The sequence below is a fragment of the Pseudomonas sp. S49 genome (assembly GCF_009866785.1).
Classification (GTDB): Bacteria; Pseudomonadota; Gammaproteobacteria; order Pseudomonadales; family Pseudomonadaceae; genus Aquipseudomonas.
The window spans coordinates 5057764-5076253 of record NZ_CP019432.1; the positions used below are offsets into that span (position 1 = coordinate 5057764).

General features: G+C 56.0%; 19 protein-coding genes. 10 read left to right on the forward strand and 9 right to left on the reverse strand.

Annotated elements, in window-relative coordinates:
- Position 1 precedes the first annotated feature (1 nt).
- The 4 genes from PspS49_RS22260 to acs all read right to left on the reverse strand — a co-directional run bounded on the left by PspS49_RS22260 (position 2) and on the right by acs (position 4926).
- Positions 2 to 700, reverse strand: a complete 699-nt coding sequence (locus PspS49_RS22260) for an ABC transporter permease (RefSeq protein ID WP_007912703.1) — start codon at positions 698 to 700, stop codon at positions 2 to 4.
- Positions 697 to 1386 carry an ABC transporter permease gene (locus PspS49_RS22265; RefSeq protein ID WP_007912702.1) on the reverse strand — a complete coding sequence of 230 codons (690 nt, stop codon included), beginning with the start codon at positions 1384 to 1386 and terminating at the stop codon, positions 697 to 699. Before PspS49_RS22265 ends, PspS49_RS22260 begins: the two co-directional genes overlap by 4 nt.
- Before the next feature lie 91 nt (positions 1387 to 1477).
- Complete coding sequence (locus tag PspS49_RS22270) at positions 1478 to 2251, reverse strand: ABC transporter substrate-binding protein (protein ID WP_038366516.1); 774 nt, start codon at positions 2249 to 2251, stop codon at positions 1478 to 1480.
- 719 nt (positions 2252 to 2970) lie between these two features.
- A complete protein-coding gene (gene acs, locus PspS49_RS22275; RefSeq protein WP_007912698.1) occupies positions 2971 to 4926 on the reverse strand; it encodes an acetate--CoA ligase in 1956 nt (651 codons plus the stop codon).
- Between the two features lie 475 nt (positions 4927 to 5401).
- Between acs and PspS49_RS22280 the strand changes: the two genes are divergently transcribed.
- From PspS49_RS22280 to PspS49_RS22290, 3 genes are all read left to right on the forward strand, one after another.
- Positions 5402 to 5662: a DUF2790 domain-containing protein gene (locus PspS49_RS22280; protein ID WP_008084846.1), complete on the forward strand. Its 261-nt coding sequence runs from the start codon at positions 5402 to 5404 to the stop codon at positions 5660 to 5662.
- 542 nt (positions 5663 to 6204) lie between these two features.
- The gene (locus PspS49_RS22285) at positions 6205 to 7455 is read left to right on the forward strand and encodes a ribonucleotide-diphosphate reductase subunit beta (protein ID WP_150652081.1); all 1251 of its coding nucleotides are present in this window, start codon (positions 6205 to 6207) and stop codon (positions 7453 to 7455) included.
- Between the two features lie 347 nt (positions 7456 to 7802).
- Positions 7803 to 8363, forward strand: a complete 561-nt coding sequence (locus PspS49_RS22290) for a Bro-N domain-containing protein (protein WP_160041491.1) — start codon at positions 7803 to 7805, stop codon at positions 8361 to 8363.
- Here the strand turns inward: PspS49_RS22290 and PspS49_RS22295 are convergent.
- Positions 8329 to 9141: an HNH endonuclease gene (locus PspS49_RS22295; protein WP_160041493.1), complete on the reverse strand. Its 813-nt coding sequence runs from the start codon at positions 9139 to 9141 to the stop codon at positions 8329 to 8331. The two genes, PspS49_RS22290 and PspS49_RS22295, sit on opposite strands and share 35 nt — an antisense overlap.
- A 261-nt stretch (positions 9142 to 9402) precedes the next feature.
- Between PspS49_RS22295 and PspS49_RS22300 the strand changes: the two genes are divergently transcribed.
- Positions 9403 to 10389 carry a hypothetical protein gene (locus PspS49_RS22300; RefSeq protein ID WP_160041495.1) on the forward strand — a complete coding sequence of 329 codons (987 nt, stop codon included), beginning with the start codon at positions 9403 to 9405 and terminating at the stop codon, positions 10387 to 10389.
- A 3-nt stretch (positions 10390 to 10392) separates the two neighbouring features.
- Here the strand turns inward: PspS49_RS22300 and PspS49_RS22305 are convergent, their stop codons facing one another.
- The 3 genes from PspS49_RS22305 to PspS49_RS22315 all read right to left on the reverse strand — a co-directional run bounded on the left by PspS49_RS22305 (position 10393) and on the right by PspS49_RS22315 (position 13282).
- The gene (locus PspS49_RS22305; RefSeq protein WP_160041497.1) at positions 10393 to 11583 is read right to left on the reverse strand and encodes a hypothetical protein; all 1191 of its coding nucleotides are present in this window, start codon (positions 11581 to 11583) and stop codon (positions 10393 to 10395) included.
- Between the two features lie 86 nt (positions 11584 to 11669).
- Positions 11670 to 12389, reverse strand: coding sequence for a hypothetical protein (locus PspS49_RS22310; protein ID WP_137218980.1), 720 nt, complete (start codon positions 12387 to 12389; stop codon positions 11670 to 11672).
- Between the two features lie 77 nt (positions 12390 to 12466).
- The gene (locus PspS49_RS22315) at positions 12467 to 13282 is read right to left on the reverse strand and encodes a sulfite exporter TauE/SafE family protein (RefSeq protein WP_150750313.1); all 816 of its coding nucleotides are present in this window, start codon (positions 13280 to 13282) and stop codon (positions 12467 to 12469) included.
- A 112-nt stretch (positions 13283 to 13394) separates the two neighbouring features.
- Here PspS49_RS22315 and PspS49_RS22320 point away from each other — a divergent pair, with 112 nt between their 5' ends.
- The 4 genes from PspS49_RS22320 (at position 13395) to PspS49_RS22335 (ending at position 15291) form a co-directional block, all read left to right on the forward strand.
- A complete protein-coding gene (locus PspS49_RS22320) occupies positions 13395 to 14162 on the forward strand; it encodes a helix-turn-helix transcriptional regulator (protein WP_160041499.1) in 768 nt (255 codons plus the stop codon).
- A 93-nt stretch (positions 14163 to 14255) separates the two neighbouring features.
- Positions 14256 to 14573, forward strand: coding sequence for an XRE family transcriptional regulator (locus PspS49_RS22325; protein ID WP_160041501.1), 318 nt, complete (start codon positions 14256 to 14258; stop codon positions 14571 to 14573).
- 42 nt (positions 14574 to 14615) lie between these two features.
- Positions 14616 to 14984 (forward strand): type II toxin-antitoxin system RelE/ParE family toxin, encoded by a 369-nt coding sequence (locus PspS49_RS22330; protein ID WP_083368143.1) that lies wholly within the window; start codon positions 14616 to 14618, stop codon positions 14982 to 14984.
- The gene (locus tag PspS49_RS22335; protein WP_150775215.1) at positions 14971 to 15291 is read left to right on the forward strand and encodes a helix-turn-helix transcriptional regulator; all 321 of its coding nucleotides are present in this window, start codon (positions 14971 to 14973) and stop codon (positions 15289 to 15291) included. Before PspS49_RS22330 ends, PspS49_RS22335 begins: the two co-directional genes overlap by 14 nt.
- Before the next feature lie 11 nt (positions 15292 to 15302).
- Here PspS49_RS22335 and PspS49_RS22340 read toward each other — a convergent pair whose 3' ends face one another.
- The gene (locus PspS49_RS22340; RefSeq protein ID WP_160041503.1) at positions 15303 to 16358 is read right to left on the reverse strand and encodes an MBL fold metallo-hydrolase; all 1056 of its coding nucleotides are present in this window, start codon (positions 16356 to 16358) and stop codon (positions 15303 to 15305) included.
- Between the two features lie 215 nt (positions 16359 to 16573).
- Between PspS49_RS22340 and PspS49_RS22345 the strand changes: the two genes are divergently transcribed.
- Both PspS49_RS22345 and PspS49_RS22350 read left to right on the forward strand, forming a co-directional pair.
- Positions 16574 to 17182 carry a TetR/AcrR family transcriptional regulator gene (locus PspS49_RS22345; RefSeq protein WP_160041505.1) on the forward strand — a complete coding sequence of 203 codons (609 nt, stop codon included), beginning with the start codon at positions 16574 to 16576 and terminating at the stop codon, positions 17180 to 17182.
- Positions 17183 to 17338: 156 nt separating this feature from the next.
- A complete protein-coding gene (locus tag PspS49_RS22350; RefSeq protein WP_160042572.1) occupies positions 17339 to 18406 on the forward strand; it encodes a diguanylate cyclase in 1068 nt (355 codons plus the stop codon).
- Positions 18407 to 18490: the final 84 nt, after the last annotated feature.

Below are 18490 nucleotides of genomic sequence, written 5' to 3' on the forward strand. Positions count from 1 at the left end.
ATCAATGCTTCCGCGGGGCCAGATAGCTCAACCAGCGACGCTCGGCCAGTTTGAACAGCTTGACCAGAATGAACGTCAGGCACAGGTAGAACACGCCAGCGGTGATGTACGCCTCGAACGGCAGATAGAACTGCGCGTTGACCGTGCGCGCCGCGCCAGTGATGTCGATCAAGGTGACGATGGAGGCCAGACTGGTGGTCTGCAGCATCATGATCACTTCGTTGCTGTACTGCGGCAGTGCCCGGCGCAGGGCCGATGGCAGCAGGATGCGTTTGTACAGTTTGAAGCGCGACATGCCCATGGCCTTGGCCGCTTCGATCTCACCGTTCGGCGTGGCCTTGAGGCTGCCGGCGATGATCTCGGCGGTGTAAGCGCTCGTGTTGACCGCAAAGGCCAGGCACGCGCAGAACGTTGCGCTGGACAGCCATGGCCACAAGAAGCTTTCGCGGACCGCTTCAAACTGCGCCAGACCGTAGTAGATCAGGAACAGTTGCACCAGCATCGGCGTGCCACGGATCACGTAGGTGTAAAGCCACGCGGCGCCGTTGACGACCGGGTTCTTCGAGACGCGCATCAGCCCCAGCGGCAGGGCCGCGAGCAGACCGAAAAACAGCGACAGCGCGAGCAGTTTGAGGGTGGTCAGCAGGCCGCCGAGGTACAGCGGCATGGCCTCCCAAATGACGTTGTAGTCGAAGATCATAGATCAGCCGCCCTTACGCCTACCGAGTAGCGCTTCTCAAGTTGACGCAGGATCAGCAACGAAACACTGGTGATCACCAGGTACATCGCCGCCACTGCGAGGAAGAAGGTGAAAGGCTCGCGGGTGGCATCTGCCGCCTGCTTGGCCTTGAACATCATGTCTTGCAGACCGACCACGGAAATCAGTGCGGTCGCCTTGGTGAGTACCAGCCAGTTGTTGGTGAAGCCCGGAATCGCCAGGCGAATCATCTGCGGCACCATCACCCGGAAGAACACCTGAAAACTGCTCATGCCGTACGCCATGCCGGCTTCGGCCTGACCTTTGGGAATGGCCATGAACGCGCCACGGAAGGTTTCCGACAGGTACGCACCGAAGATGAAACCGAGGGTGCCGATACCGGCGGCCAGCGGATTCAAATCGATGTAGTCGTCATAACCGAGCATCGGTGCGACACGGTTGAGCAAGTCCTGACCGCCGTAGAAGATCAGCAGGATCAGCACCAGATCGGGAATCCCGCGGATCACCGTGGAATACAGATCGCCCAGCCAGGCCAGCCAGCGCACCGGCGACAGGCGCAACGCGACACCGATCAGCCCGAGAACGATGGCCAGAGCCATGGACGACAAGGCGAGCTGAAGCGTCAGCCATGCGCCATCGAGGATGACAGCCCCGTAGCCTTTCAACATGATTCAGGTCCTCGAAAGTTGGGATGAAAAAATGGCGCAAACCGCAGAGATCCTGTTGCTTGCGCCATTTCGGACTTGTCGCAGAGACGTGTTACTTGCCGTAGATATCGAAGGCGAAGTACTTGTCCTGGATTGCTTTGTATTTGCCGTTTTCGCGGATGGCCGCGATGGCAGCGTTGATCTTGTCTTTCAGGGCGTCGCCCTTGCGCACTGCAATGCCTACGCCGTCGCCGAAGTATTTGACGTCGGTGAACGCCGGGCCTGCAAACGCGAAGCCTTTGCCGGCGTCGGTGTTGAGGAAGCCATCTTGCAGCAGGGTGGCGTCAGCCACGGTACCGTCGAGACGACCGGCGGCCACGTCGAGGTAGATTTCGTTCTGCGAGCCGTACGGCTTGATCTCGGCACCCAGTGGCGCGAGGACTTCGCGGGCGAAACGCTCGTGGATCGAACCACGTTGCACGCCGATGTTCTTGCCCTTCAGCTCAGCCAGACCTTCGCTGACCTGAGTACCGGCCTTCATGACCAGACGTGCCGGGGTGTTGTAGTACTTGTTGGTGAAGTCGACCGACTTCTTGCGGTCTTCAGTGATCGACATCGACGACAGGATCGCGTCGATCTTGCGCACTTTCAGCGCCGGGATCAGACCGTCGAACTCTTGCTCGACCCACACACACTTGACCTGCATCTGCTCGCACAGAGCGTTGCCGATGTCGTAGTCGAAACCGACGATGCTGCCATCCGGCGCTTTCGAAGCGAACGGAGGGTAAGCCGCTTCGATACCGATCTTCAGAGGTTTTTCGTCAGCGAAGGCGTTCATCGACAGCACGGACAGTGCCAGGGCGCCAAGCAGCACAAGTTTCTTCATCTTGGGACTCCATCGGTAAAGGGCAAAAACGGCAGAGTGAGCGACAGCCCAATATGCGAATGGGTGAATCGGGAAATCGGTTGCTGCATCGGTGGGAAATTTCCGATTGAAACCGTCAGAGATTTCAACCTCGGCCACGATGAGCGAGTGATCGGCATTCTAACGACAGGCCGGAAGCCGATATTTCTTCAATGCGACAACTAATTACAGATGCACAGAGAAAGCGACTTTGGCACATTGACAGCCCTGCAATTTCATGCAAGAGCGAGAGACAGTGAACCGATCTATGCTGCAAATTGCGGGCCTATTATTCGCAAACCCTTCTAATCCGGCAAGCGCAGCGTTGTGTCTTATTTTTCACCGGGGGTTTAGAGGCTCTAAAACGGGGCAATGCGTTTCCCTTCGCCCCGCTCCGGGGCGGGCGGTTACACATTCGGTTACGTGAAAGGCGGCGGGTAACAGCGGGAAATGTCTTACGGGGGAGATCGATAATTATTGGTTGGGTGCGTTGGTGGTCTGACAATGGACTGCGATGGCGTCTGACAGATTGCTATCGCGAGCAGGCTCACTCCTACAGTTGATCGCGTTTCTTCAGGTGGAATGCGATCCCTGTAGGAGTGAGCCTGCTCGCGATGAGGCCAGCCCAACCACCACAAAACCTCCAGACACAAAAAAGCCCCGCCCGGCAAAACCGGACAGGGCTTCTACGCTTCTAACGCTTAAGCCACATTCATCGTCTTGTGCGTATCAATCAAATGCTGCACCACACCCGGATCTGCCAGGGTCGAGATATCCCCCAACCCGTCATATTCCGCCGTGGCAATCTTGCGCAGAATCCGGCGCATGATCTTGCCCGACCGCGTCTTCGGCAGCCCCGGCGCCCACTGGATCACGTCTGGCGATGCAATCGGCCCGATCTCCTTGCGCACCCAGTTCTTCAGCTCCAGACGCAGTTGCTCAGTCGGCTCCTCGCCATTCTTCAAGGTGACATAGACATAAATGCCCTGCCCCTTGATGTCATGCGGCACACCCACCACCGCCGCTTCGGCAACTTTAGGATGCGCAACCATCGCACTCTCGATCTCGGCCGTACCCATACGGTGGCCGGACACGTTGAGCACGTCATCGACACGCCCGGTGATCCAGTAGTAACCATCGGCATCACGACGCGCGCCGTCACCGGTGAAATACATGCCCCGGAAAGTCTTGAAGTAGGTATCAACGAAACGATCGTGATCGCCGTACAGCGTGCGCGCCTGACCTGGCCACGAATCGAGAATCACCAGATTGCCTTCAGCCTCGCCCTCGATAATGTTACCGAGGTTGTCGACCAGCGCCGGCACCACACCGAAGAACGGACGTGCCGCCGAACCCGGCTTCAGCGCGTGCGCACCCGGCAACGGGCTCATCATGTTGCCGCCGGTTTCGGTCTGCCACCAGGTATCGACGATCGGGCAACGCGACTTGCCGACATTCTTGTAATACCAGTCCCAGGCTTCCGGGTTGATCGGCTCGCCCACGGAACCGAGCAGGCGCAGGCTACTGCCATCCGCGCCTTCAACCGCAGCCTGACCCGAAGCCATCATCGCGCGGATCGCGGTCGGTGCGGTGTAGAGGATGTTGACCTTGTGCTTGTCGACGATTTTCGCCACCCGGGTGATGTCCGGATAGTTCGGCACGCCTTCGAACAGCAGCGTGGTCGCGCCATTGGCCAGCGGGCCGTAGACAATGTAGCTGTGGCCGGTGACCCAGCCGACGTCGGCGGTGCACCAGTAGACTTCGCCCGGACGGTAGTCGAACACGCGCTCGTGGGTCATCGCCGCGTACAGCAGATAACCGCCAGTGGTGTGTTGCACGCCCTTCGGCTTGCCGGTCGAACCGGAGGTATAAAGGATGAACAGCGCTTCTTCCGCGCCCATCTCTTTCGGCGCGCAAACGGTGCCCGCCACTTTCATCAGGTCTTCGTACCAGATGTCGCGATGCTGGTTCCACTTGATGTCGCCACCGGTGCGCTTGCACACGATGACTTTCTGGATGCTGCTGGTTTCCGGATTGGTCAGTGCGTCGTCGACGTTGGCCTTGAGGGAAATCTTCTTGCCGGCGCGAATGCCTTCGTCAGCGGTGATCACCACTTTCGATTTGCAGTCGATGATGCGACCGGCCAGGGCTTCCGGCGAGAAACCGCCGAACACCACCGAGTGAATCGCGCCGATCCGGGTGCAGGCCAGCATGGCGACCACGGCTTCGGGAATCATCGGCATATAAATGGTCACCACGTCGCCGCGGTGCACGTCCTGACCACGCAGGGCGTTGGCCAGTTTGCAGACTTGTTCGTGCAGTTCGCGGTAGGTGATGTTGCGGCTCTCGGAAGGATCGTCACCTTCCCAGATGATCGCGACTTGATCGCCGCGCTCGGCCAGATGACGGTCGAGGCAGTTGTAGGAAACGTTCAGGGTGCCGTCGGCAAACCACTTGATGTCGACATGGTGATCGTCGAACGACGTCTGTTTCACCGTGGTGAAAGGCTTGATCCAGTCGAGACGCTTGGCTTGCTCGCGCCAGAAGCCGTCAGGGTTGACGACCGACTGCTGGTACATGGCTTTGTAGGTCGCCTCGTCAGTCAGCGTGTTAGCCAGAACCTCGGGACGAACGGGATACAGAGAAGCCGCACTCATCTTTCCTACCTCGGTGTAATAGTTGTTTTTGTATGACCCTGTTGTAACGGGGCGGGGGCCATAGAACCATTCGACGATGGTAGTAACAAGCCCCTACAAAACATCCAGATACCCGTAACGCGGCCCTTACACCGTTCCTCCAAACATCCCCAATCCCCTGTGGGAGCTTGCCTGCAAGCGAATCAGGCACCTCGGTATCCCAGACAAATCCCCCACTCACCAATCCAGTCACCACCCCATTTCAAGGGATTGTTACCAAATCTGCCAAAGGTGTTTATCAAAACCCGCTCTGTTTACCCCCACCCCATCCCCCTAAAATTCACCTCGCCAACAAGGCAAACGCGATTAACAACGATACAGCCCCCACGAAGGCCGTTAATCCAGCTCTCAAGTAATAACCGCAAACGATGAAGTTACACACGCAACCCCATAAAGGTTGCGTGACCCCACTCGACCTCAAAAAGGTAAATTTGAAATGAAAGCTTTATTGGTTCTGGCCCTCAGCAGTCTGTGCGCAACCGCCATGGCAGATGAGGTCCCGACTGATGTCGCGCAGCAACAACCGGTGATCGAGGAATACACTTACTCCACTCACCTGGACATCGCCAACGTCGTATCGATGAGTGAAATTCCCAACGTCTGCGAAGTAGTACCGGCAAAAATGGAGTACGACGACTCCAAAGGCCAGCGCCACATCCTGCGTTACAGCGTCATGGGCAACGGCTGCACCAATTGATGATTCGAGACTGCACCGAATTGGATCTCTCAGCGCTTCATTGAGGGTCGATTCCAGCCCGACTTCGGTCGGGCTCAGTTGTGTTTGAAGTCATCAAAAATGCTTGCAAACCACTAGATGTAGTGAAAAACCGGTTTTTTTGTTCGTTTTTTGAGCAAATCGACAATTGCGAGATTTTTGCGAAAAAAAATCTATCCCCGGCAAAGCCCTGTAAACCCTCACTCTCGTCGAAAAACCACCCTCCTCGACCGCTCCATGCGCGGATTCGCCTCAGCACAGCCGTGTTTTTTTCCCTATAATGCCGCCCCATACGGGTCAGCAATATTCCCTTACAGGGAGCAAAAGCCATTCTGAAGCCCCGCAGCAGCGTTCAACGCTGATTGCGCCCATCAGAGGCTCTCGGAACCCGTCAAAATTTCTGTTTATTTGCCTGCGTGCATCGCTGCAAAAAACGACATCCAACGCGGTCTGTACGACCGTGTGAAAAACCAACCAATCAGGTTTCACACGGGCACAGGCCCTCACGCAGGAGACGACACGTCATGCTGAGCTGGGACGAATTCGACAAAGAAGACAGTGAAGTAGCAACCGTGAAAGGCGCCAACGCCGGCCACGCTACTGAAGCCAACATGGACCGCCTCGACAACGCCGGCGGCGCCGCAGCGCTGGAAGCCCGCGCCGTGACCGCCGACGACTCCGCCGCTGTCGCCCGCGCCAAGGCTGCACTGAACTCCCTCGACGTCGCCGAAGGCCTCGCCGAACTCGAAGGCGCCTCCGCCCGTGTCGCCGTTGACGAAAAGCGCATGATCAACTGCCGCGCCGACCTCAACCAACTCGTGCCATTCAAGTACGACTGGGCCTGGCAGAAGTATCTGGACGGTTGCGCAAACCACTGGATGCCGCAAGAAGTCAACATGACCGCCGACATCGCCCTCTGGAAAAACCCGGAAGGCCTGACCGACGACGAGCGCCGCATCGTCATGCGCAACCTCGGCTTCTTCTCCACCGCCGACTCCCTGGTTGCCAACAACCTGGTACTGGCCGTGTACCGCCTGATCACCAACCCGGAATGCCGCCAGTACATCCTGCGCCAGGCTTTCGAAGAAGCGATCCACACCCACGCCTACCAGTACTGCATCGAATCGCTGGCCATGGATGAAGGCGAAATCTTCAACATGTACCACGAGATCCCATCGGTCGCCAAAAAGGCAGCCTGGGGCCTGAAATACACCCGTTCGATCTCCGATCCGAAGTTCGAAACCGGCACCCCGGACACCGACAAAGAGTTGCTGCGCAACCTGATCGCCTACTACTGCGTTCTGGAAGGCATCTTCTTCTACTGCGGCTTCACCCAAATCCTCTCTATGGGCCGCCGCAACAAAATGACCGGCGTCGCCGAGCAGTTCCAATACATCCTGCGCGACGAATCCATGCACCTGAACTTCGGCATCGACGTGATCAACCAGATCAAAATCGAAAACCCGCATTTGTGGGATGCTGAGATGAAGGAAGAAGCGACCCAGATGATTCTGCAGGGTACGCAGCTGGAGATCGAATACGCACGTGACACCATGCCTCGCGGGGTGTTGGGTATGAACGCGGCGATGATGGAGGACTACCTGAAGTTCATCGCTAACCGTCGTTTGAGCCAGATTGGTTTGAAGGAAGAGTACCCAGGGACGACTAACCCGTTCCCTTGGATGAGCGAGATTATGGACTTGAAGAAAGAGAAGAATTTCTTTGAAACTCGTGTGATTGAGTACCAAACTGGTGGTGCGTTGAGCTGGGATTAATAGTCTCGCTTGGCACGATTTGACGATTGCGGTTTGAGTCGGTGAGTCGAGAAAGCAAAAAGCCCCGATCTGATCGGGGCTTTTTTATGGGCGATAGGTAAACCTTTTTACGCCTACGCCACAGCGCTCAATCTCCTACAGCACTTACAGTCGCTTCCCATTGAAGCGTGCTGCGAGCGCTACTAAGCTCTATCGCAGGTGCCTAAGAAACGCCCAACGTAGAAAGCTTGGTCAGTGACACAGACGTGTAATTCGTCGGTGGCAACTGCTCTGCTCGTTGGGATTTCTTAAGTCCGCTCTACGTTGGGGTCAGGCCCTCCCAAAATCCAAAACGTAGAGGTCTAGATATGTCTGATCCATGCTCGGTAACCGTCTTCTCTCGCCACAACCTTTCTTTACATGCCCTTCTACTCGAAAACCAGCCATGGTTTTCCGCCCGCGATGTTGGCCGTTTGATGGGTTTCCATCTGAATGATCGGGTGGTCAACAAGCTAGATAGCGATCAACGCCGCGTCATGTGGATTGAGTACTTTCGAGAACCAGAACAGCATCTGATGCTTAGTGAATCCGGGGTTTATGCACTGTTGGTGTATCACTACGTTCCGGGGAATCGGTTGTTGCGTGAGTGGCTGACCAATGAGGTAGTGCCGACCTTGCGCGATGCGCAGGATTCGGGAAATTCAAATCGGCCAATGTTGAGTTTGTTGGATTGGCCGGAGATGTCTTTGAGTTTGTTGCATTGGCAGGATGAAGGCTGGATTCGGCTGCGGGATATGCCGCACCTATTAAATGATCAGCCGCGACGACGAACGATCGAAGCTAATCCTTGGTGGCGGCGGGTCGTAAATACGTTGCAGTTATCTACGCATTCATTTAGGTCAAATCATCGAAAACCCAGCGACCGTTGAGAAGCCCTTTCAATTGCTCAACACTCAGTAATTGCTGAGGCTTTCTATGAACAATTGCGTGGCAATTTGCACAGAGAGGAATAAGGTCAGTCAGTGGATCGACAACCTGTTCCTCTTCAAATTCTGAAATGGGCTTCACGTGATGTACATGAATAAAGCCCTTCGCGTGCGCCCCATAGGCTTTCTCAAAGTCAAAATCACATGCTTTACATAGAAGGCCATGAATAGCGATAGCCTGACGTCTAAGCTTGGGACAGCGCTCGTATCTCACACCGTAATAAGTGGATTTTTTACCTTCAGTACCAACGATTACAGTTTCAAAATCCTCCGTACCGTCAACCTGGCTGAAGTCATTTGCCTGCGATGGCGTCAGCACAGCATTGGATGAGATCCGGTCGAACACAGTTTGATCAATGGACCGAACACCGTTACGCCAGTAATTGTTCTTTAGATTTGAGGGAATTTGCTCAAGGTACTCCCCCTCAAGCTTTATCGGGATTGCCGACTCAAACTGACGAAAATCCTCAATAGAGGCAAACAGGTCTCCTCGCTTACTGTTCTTGTCTGCATACACCCTTCCTATCCGGGCCAAGCCAAAATAATGAGGCGCAGAACTCAAACGTAACGCTGAAAAAGCCTTATTTTTCAGTTTCCCTTTGTAGTAGATAACCTCTGTTCCCTGGATAAGGATTTCCTTGTACCGCTTCGGGAAGTGGTAGAGAACCCCAGTTTGATCGGCCCATTTTGACAAATCATTCTCGGCAATTACGGCTGGCATCCACTCATCCTCTTATCAGAGGCTAGAGATTATCAAATCTAGAGAAAAGTCCTACACGACTTACGGAAGGCTCTCACAACTGACTCAAGCCAACGTTTCAGCCTTTCGGTGAGACATGTGTTCCACCTCTCGCTCTTAAAATGCTTTGACGGAGCCTAGAAAATGACCACATCACTGCACAAAAAAAAGAATTAGTAGGTGCACCACCACGCACCTCCCGCTATTAATACCCCTCCCCCACTCAAGGATCCGAGCCCCACCATGAAATTCAATCTCGCCTACTGCCTCAGCCTCGACGACAAGTTGTCGATCTATGACGTTCGCGATCTCAATTTCGATGAGACGGTGGCGTTTGATTCCGCGAAGGAACACTTCCAGTGCCCCAACGATGCCTGTCGTTCGGCGTTCGAGGCTTCCAACGAGTTGGGTACGTTCAACGCCAAGAACGTGAATTACGTGCGTACGCCGCACTTCAAGAATCTGCCCACCACGCAGCATGTGGCGGGTTGTCCGTATGTGAGTTTGAAGGCTTCGGCATCTGGCGTTGAGACGGCGGATGGTGAGGTGGATGATGGGCGTGAGGAACACTTCCCATCAGAGTTGTTGCTGACCCGCCGTGAGTATGTGCGCAAGCCTGTCGCGCCAGCGGGGGCGGCGGATGTGTTGCGCGATGATCCGGTGCGGGCGGCGGCGGAGAGTGGTAAAGAGTCGGCGGGTCGTGAATCGGCGCCGGACAAGACCAGTGTGTTTGCGCATCCGGTGGAGTGTTTTGTTTCCAACTTCGCGGACAAGGAGTTGCTCAAGCGGATGCCGTTGAAGGTCGGCGAGCATTCGGCGCCGTACAGTTCGTTCTTCAAGAAGATTGAGTATCTGACGGACAACAAGGGGCTGATTTACTGGGGGCGGATCAAGAAGATCGAGGACTTCCACAGTGCCAGTTTTCGTATCGATTTCGAGGACAAGGTCTGGTTCAAGAAGCCCGAGGACAGTAAGAAGAAGCCGTATCCGGTCAGCGTTTATCTGAACAAGAAGCTGATCGACAACTACCGCAAGCGCAAGGCGTTTCTGGAGGAGATCAAGCACGCGGTGGATAGCGACAAGGCGTTGTTCTGTTTCTTCTATGGGGTGACGCCGGAGTTGAAGCAGGTGCCCGGCAAGAAGAACCCCGAAAAGCCTTTCGAGGTCTTCAATGCCAATATCGAGAACCTGGATCACTTCATTATTCGTGAAGCGCCGGGGCTGGAGTGACGGTTAGCCTTGGGGTAGTTGCAGGTTGACGGCGCCGGGGTGTTGTTTGACAAGTGAGTACGGCAGGATCGACCAGTCGGGTCTATCGCAAGAGCGTTGCACGCGAGCGAAGTAGGCGCCGAGGTACAAGCCCTTCTCGGTGAAGTACCAAGGTGAAGTGCCCCAGATGCTCTCATCCTGGAAGTTGCAGTCGTCATCTCCCGTCGGTTTCTTCATTTCTGTGGGGTACAGCGCGGTGAATTGCTTGATTACCCAAGGTACCAACTCTTTGCTTATGTACTGATAGCGCGCGTTACTTTCGGCCTCGCTCAGCGGTTTGTCGCCCAGGCTGTCGCGCTCGGCATGCAAAATCGGCGTGCCCTTACCTACCCAAAAGACATCTTCGAGTGACAATGGGTGACCGGTTTTTACATCAATGTTGAGGGGTGAATCGCCGAAGTCGGGATGCGCGCCGCCGCAGTAATAGCTGGTCGAGATGTTCAGGCTGACCACGGCAGGCGAGATCATTTTCGGTTCTGCCTGCTGCATGAACTCCACGTTCTCCCCGCCCTGTAATTGGCAGCCGTGATAGCTGATGACTTCATTCCAGAGGCGCCCGAGCAACTGCTGGTTAACCCGTTGCTGATCATCTTTCGACAATCCGGACTCCACGCTGAACAGCGAAATCTTTGTCTCAGGCTCCGTCCACCATTGCAGGTCATAGCCCATGAAGTTTTCTTTCTTCGCCGGTTTGAGCTTCAGCCCCTGCAGGCGCAAATACTCGTAAGGCTCGCCGTATGGCAGTGCGGCAATGAAAGGTAAAGTTGCTGAGGTGGGCGCGGGAAGTCTGGCCTCGGTGAGTTTCACCGGCAGCTTTTTGCCCTGCGGACTTTGCCATTCGCCCTGCCAGCCGCTGCCGGTTTCTTCCAGCTTCAAGGTTGGCAGCGGCTTGTCGTCACCGTAGCGGTTATTGCCTTCGACGAGGTTCAACGTGCTGTCCTGTAGCGAGCCGCTGAGGGCTAGGTCACGGTGATATTTCTCGTAGAAATAGCGGCCGGTGACTTCGTCCTGCTGTGTGGTGTTGAGTTCAACAACAATCGCCGTCTTGCCCAATGTGCCGGTAAATACGCGCCGGCCATCTTCGGCATGGGCAGTGGAAATCAGTGTGAACAGCGCCGCGGCATATGGCGCCAGGCGCATCAGTCCCTTGAGCATGAATCAATCCTTGAAGGAGTCGGAGAACGCGTCGGCACACAGGCGCCAGCGCTGAAAAATACGCTGCGGATTATGGCGGGGGCCGCTTAACTATTCGAGTTTTCTTGCTCGTACTTTTTAAGCCAGGCTTCGTGCTCAAGGGCCGCAATTTCTCGAGCCATTTGTTGGCGACGTTCCTTGGCAGTATGAAGCTGGACGTCATCGAGAAAGCAGTAGTGACGCAGCCAGTGAAGCGCCATTTCCTCATCCGGAAAGTAGTAAGACTTGGCGCCCTTGCTGTTCCTGGGCGTGTCATTCATTTGCTCGTCAAAAACCATCGCAGTGATTTCATCCGGCGGCAAAGATCCCGTATGGGCGACCTTGTCCTGAAACATCCATGCAATCTCATCAATGTGTTTTTGCGCGCTGCGATGGCTACGTCGATAGAACCGTTGATGCTCACAAGTCTGTTTCAGCCGCGCCAACATCAACTCAGGGTTAAGCCACTGCCCGAGGTCATGATGATGTGCGTTGATCACTATCCCCTTGACCCAACGATCCACAAATCGATCAACAAAGTCTTCTGTGTCAGCCTTTTTCGCATCAGCGAAAATCAGGCAATAGCGGGTCTGGACGTGAATGACCAGCAACACATGCTTGCGTTGTACCGTTATCGCGTGCACCAGCCACTGCTCGTCAGCGCCGCTCAGCTCATCATCTTCAATGATTGCGGACGGCGGTTTAGCATCCACCGGCGTGATCTTTTTGCCCTTGTGGACACGGCTGAAGAATTTGCTGGCGGCTTCGGTGCAATTGAAGATCAACATCCTGGTTCTCTGGTCATTGCTGGAGGACAGTACTCGGTTGTCGATTTTGATTTCTTCTGCTCTGACATGGCAATGGTTCATTTAAGCGAAATGCACAGCAACACAGTGATCAGCAACCCGATATAGACCCAGGCATGCACCCGATCCGGTATCCGCCCGATCCACGGCGTGGCCAATCTGATCCCCAACAGCGAACCAACCGTCAGCACCGCAAACGCCAGCAAATCCACATACCCGACAAACCAAGTCCCCAATTCGGCCTGGCTGAACCCGGCTAACGCCATGTACGTCAGCGTCCCCGCTAATGCCACCGGCACGCTCAACGGGTTAGCCATGGACGTCGCTTGCGACATGCTCAGTCCACAGCGGCGCAACAACGGCACGGTCATGACGCTGCCTCCTACACCGAGAAACGTCGCAATGGCGCCGATGCCTACACCGCCTGCGGAAGTTTCCATAGCGCCAAGTCGGCGTGGGATGACGTCTGCGTTCTGAGTGAGAAACCCGCGCCTGAGCAAGCAATCGACAATGGTTACACCGAGGTAGCCGATGAACGCGTAGCGAATCACGTCGCCGCTGACCCACACCGCCGCTATTGCACCCACGATTGCGCCCACTCCGATAAACCCACCCAACGGCCACAGGTAATGACGGATGAGATTGCCGGCGCGGCGGTGTTTGTCGGTGGCGATCAGGGCGTTGACGATCATCACGCAGGTAGAAGTGGCGACGGCGATGTGCATCGCTGACTGGCCGATCGGGTCGTCGGCGCCGTGGCTCGCGGTGAGAAGGCGATACAGCAGCGGCACCACGACGAAGCCGCCGCCGAAGCCGAACAGGACCGCGGTGATGCCGGTCAGGCAGCCGAAGAGGGTTAGCAGTAAATAGAACATGTCGAGGCGTCCGTGGTGGGAGAGCGGTCGACGATAGAGCGTCAGCGCTTGGCCTGCTTCAGCAAGTCAGCCAATAATGTTTGCGTTTACGCCAATCACCGGAAAACGCCTGATGCGCAATGTTTCGATCAATCTGCTGGATGACACGCCGCGCGCGGTGGTGGCGATCGGTACGGATTATTCCCACGGTCACTTGCTGCCTTTTCACACGCATCGGCGGGCGCAGTTGTTGTACGGCGCGACCGGGGTGATGCAGGTCAGCACCCATGACGGCAACTGGGTGGTGCCGCCGCAGCGAGCGGTGTGGATTCCGCCGGGGGTGGCGCACGAGGTGTTGATGCTTGGGGTCAGCACGCGCAGCTTGTACATCGAACCGGGGGCAGTGGACTTGGGGGAGCGCTGTCAGGTGATCAGCGTGTCGCCGTTGATGCGGCATTTGCTGATGGAGGCGGTGGAAGTACCGCTGACGTATGACCTCGGCGAGCGCGATGGTGTGTTGATTGATCTGTTGCTGCATGAATTGACGCGCAGTGCGCCGCTGCCGTTGCACATTCCGCTGCCGACTGACGGAAAGCTCCTGTCTCTGTGTCAGAACTTTCTGCATCAGCCGTACGCCCACCAATCACCACAGCAGTGGGCTGACCAATTACACATAAGCTTGCGCACCTTCAACAGACTGTTTCGCCAACAAACCGGGCTGAGCTTCAGACAATGGCGGCAGCAGGCTTGCGTGGTCCTGGCGCTGGCACGTTTGGCCTCGGGTGAAGCGGTGACACGAATCGCGCTGGACTTCGGTTATGAAAGCCCGGCGGCGTTCTCGACGATGTTCCGGCGGATCCTCGGGCAGGCACCGTCCGTCTGGTTGGAGGCGGCGAATTAGCGCAAATCAAAAAATGCGTTTGATCCCGGCCGAAAACAACTGTACAAAAACACAGTACATTTTCAATCAGCACTCTTGAGCCCGGAGCACACCATGGCCTCTCTTGCGATGAACCACATCCTCGAACGCATTGCCCTTTTCCAGTTCACCCCGACGCACTGCGTCCAGGCCCGAGCGATGCTGGGCTGGAGCGCGGAACAGCTATCGCGGGAGGCTGAGGTTTCGGTTGAAGACATTCAACGGTTTGAAGCGCAGCAGGACGTAGCGGATGCGGCGCGACTGGCGCTGGCTTACCGGTTCGAGGCGCAGGGGCTGGTGTTCTTTCCCGGGTTTGCACCGGGGCGTAGTGCGAGTGTTCAGGGCGTGTCGTCGGAAGCGATGGGGCGTGGGGATTTTGCGATGGCTGATTGAGAGAACGAGTTGATCTTTATTCCTAAATAGGTATATTTTCGCATGAGTGCAAGGAAGCCGCTCTTGTGGGTCTGCAGTAGCAAGAAAGATCTCAAGCAGATGCCCACAGACGTACAGGATGTTTTTGGTTATGCACTGGATTTGGCCCAGAGTGGCTTGAAGCATCCGGATGCAAAACCCCTGAAAGGGTTTGGAGGCGCAGGTGTGCTAGAGCTGATCGAAGACTTCGATACCAACACCTACCGCGCCATTTACACGGTTCGTTTCGGCAGTGCCATTTATGTATTGCACTGCTTTCAAAAGAAGTCGACTACCGGAATCAAAACGGCTCAGTCCGACATTGATCTGATACGAAACCGTCTTCGAGCCGCTCAGGATCACGCGAAAGGATCAGAAAATGATAGAAATTGAAAAAGGTAGCGGGAACGTCTACGAAGACCTCGAACTGCCCAATGCTAGTGAAATGCAGGTTAAGTCGCAGCTCGCGGCGAAGATCGGCGAGATCATCAAGGCTCGCCATCTCACTCAGATTCAGGCGTCTGAAATCCTTGGATTATCCCAGCCGAAACTTTCCGAAATGCTGCGGGGAAAATTTCGAGGAATCAGTGAAGCCAAAATGATGGAATGTCTTTCACATCTTGGGCGAGACGTGCAGATCGTAGTGAAATCGGCCCCCCGATCACGGAAAGAAGGCCGAATTGAAGTGGTGTTTGCTTAACCTGAAACTCATTAAGCGCTCTGCACCACCGCCTCACTCTCCCCTTCAACCGCCAACCACCACGCCTCCCCGCGTTGCGGTTGAGCGATGTTAAACGCCTGCCCCATCTGCGGCGTGGTAATGGAAATACTGCGTTCCCACGCCAATGCCAGGATCCGGTCGAACGGTTCGTGCCAGGCGTGCATCGCCAGGTCGAAGGTGCCGTTGTGGATCGGGAAGAGCCAGCGGCCTTTGAGGTCAATGTGCGCTTGCAGGGTTTCTTCGGGCTGCATGTGTACGTGTGGCCATTCGACGTTGTAGGCGCCGGTTTCCATCAGGGTCAGGTCGAACGGGCCGTATTGTTCGCCGATGCGTTTGAAGCCGTCGAAGTAGCCGCTGTCGCCGCTGAAGAAGATTCGGGTGTCGCCGTCGATCATCACCCAGGACGCCCACAGGGAGCTGTTGCCATCGAACAGGCCGCGGCCGGAAAAGTGCTGAGACGGTGTGGCGACGAAACGGATGCCGGCAATCTCTGCGCCCTGCCACCAGTCGTACTGGCGGACTTTGCTGGCTTCGATGCCCCATTTGATCAGGGTATCGCCGACGCCCAGCGGGGTCAGGAACAGGTTGGTCTTGGCAGCCAGTCTGAGCACGGCCTGATAATCGAGGTGGTCATAATGGTTGTGCGACAGGATCACCGCTTCGATCGGCGGCAACTGGTCGATGCTGATCGGCGGCTGGTGGAAGCGTTTCGGCCCGGCCCACTGCACCGGCGAGGCGCGCTCGGCGAAGACCGGGTCGGTGATGAAGAATTTGTCGCGCAGCTTCAGCAGCAAGGTCGAGTGACCGAGGCGATAGACGCTGTGATTGGGCGCTGCCAGCAGTTCTTCCCGGGTCAACGCTTGCACCGGGATCGGCGCTGCGGGCCGGGTGTTGCGCGGTTTGTGGAAAATCATGTTCCACATGATCCGCAGCATTTTGCGCACACCTTCGCGTTGCACGGGTGCGTGATTGCGAAACAGCCCCTGATGCTGCCGCGAGGCTTCAGGCGTGGATGTGTGATCCGGGATCGAAACTGGATTGGCCATGACTGAGTGACTCCAGAAAAACCGCGCAATTCGCGGTTTTTCCACGGTGGGACGATAAATGGCCAAAGCTGCACGCATAGGCCGAACTTCTGTTTTTTAGATTGCGAGGATTAACGCAACATTACACTGCTCGGTGTAGTTTCTAGGTTGCATCAAAGCGGATGACAAGTAAACTGCCAAGTGTAATTTCATCTTTTCTCTGCCGAAGCGTACTTATGACAGCTCCACAGCGCCTCACCGACCGTAAACGCGAAGCCATTATTCAGGCGGCGATTGCCGAATTCCGTGCCCACGGTTTCGAGATCACCAGCATGGACAAAATCGCGGCCACCGCCGGTGTGTCGAAGCGCACGGTGTACAACCATTTCCCCAGCAAAGAGGAGTTGTTCGCGGAAATACTCAACCAGTTGTGGGCACGAATCAGCGCCGAGCAGTCGGTGACCTACAACCGCGATCAGCCGTTGCGCGAGCAATTACGGCAGATGCTGCAGGCCAAAGTGCAGTTGATGGCCGATGAGAATTTTCTGACCCTGGCACGGGTGGCGATTGCCGCCACCATCCACTCGCCGGAGCGCGCGCAGAACATGATCGAACGCATGGGCGAGCGCGAAGAAGGTCTGACCGTGTGGATTCGCGCCGCGCAGGCCGACGGCCGATTGAAAACGGTCGACCCGGAATTCGCCGCCCATCAAGTACAAGGCTTGCTCAAGACCTTTGGCTTCTGGCCACAGATGTCGATGGGCCGTGCCGCTCTCGATGCCGACATGCAGAACACCGTCGCCGAATCGGCGCTGGAGATGTTTCTGGCCTGCTATCAGCTCTAAATAGCCGTTCTCCTGCGCGAGCCAGCGATTAAATGGCTCGGAAGGACACTGATTATTCCCGTTGGAATAAATGACAATGTCCGACAATCGACCGACGAACGGTTAGCCTGAGAAAATACTGCAAAGTATTTCAGGATGAATTTCGCGCAGGGCATCATGGAAAACCAACGCGGCAAAGGCTTGTCATTCGCCCGGCGCATTTACCTGCCCAGGGCCATTGGTCTGGGGATCGGTTTCTTCAGTGTCGGTGCGGCGTTGTATCCGCTGAACATGCCCGGCTGGCTGTGGGCGCTGTTGTTGTTCAACGGCTTCGCCTGGCCGCATCTGGCTTATCAGATTTCCATGCGCTCGGCCTTCCCGTATCAGGCTGAACGCCGCAACCTGTTGTATGACTCGCTGTGCGGGGGATTCTGGGCGGCGAGTTTTCAGTTCAGTCCGCTGACCACCGTGACCATCCTGTCGATGATGACCATGAACAACGTCGCCGCCGGTGGCTATCGGTTGTTCGTGTTCGGCGCCCTCGCCCAACTCGCCGGCGTATTGCTGGGCTGGATGATCTTTGGCGTCCAATTCAGCCTGACGATGAGACAGGAGCAAGTCTGGGCCTGCCTGCCGATGCTCACACTCTATCCGCTGGCACTGGGCCTGGTCTGTTATCGCCTGGCGATCAAACTCTCCCAACACAAACGCGCGCTGAGCGCCCTCAGCCGTACCGACAGCCTGACCGGCCTGCTCAACCACGGTGCCTGGAAAGACCTTCTGCACCTGAAATTTCAGCAGTGCCGCCAACACAACAGCCAAGCCACGCTGGCGTTGATCGACATCGACCATTTCAAGGAGATCAACGATAGCTTCGGGCACATCGTCGGCGATGCGGTGCTGCGGCAATTGAGTCACGACCTTAAACGCCTGCTTGATCAATACGAGTTGGCCGGGCGTTACGGCGGTGACGAGTTCTGCGTGATCCTGCCGACACGGCCGCTGAACAAGGCCGAAGCGCTGATGGAGCAGTTGCGCGAGGCATTGCAGCAGTACCGTCATCCGCAGGTGCCAGACTTGCGAGTGGGTCTGAGTATCGGTCTGGCGCGGTATCAGCCCTTGTACAAGGATGCCCTCGACTGGCTGGACGATGCCGACAAAGCGCTCTACACCGCCAAACACACGGGCCGCAACACTATCAGCGTGGCCTTGAGCCGTGCCGCTACAGACAACGCCAGCGCCTGAAAAGTTATACAAAATTACAAATAATTAGTTTCTTGTACAACTTTATGAAGTTTTGTATAAGTAGCCATCTGCCAGTTAAGGAAT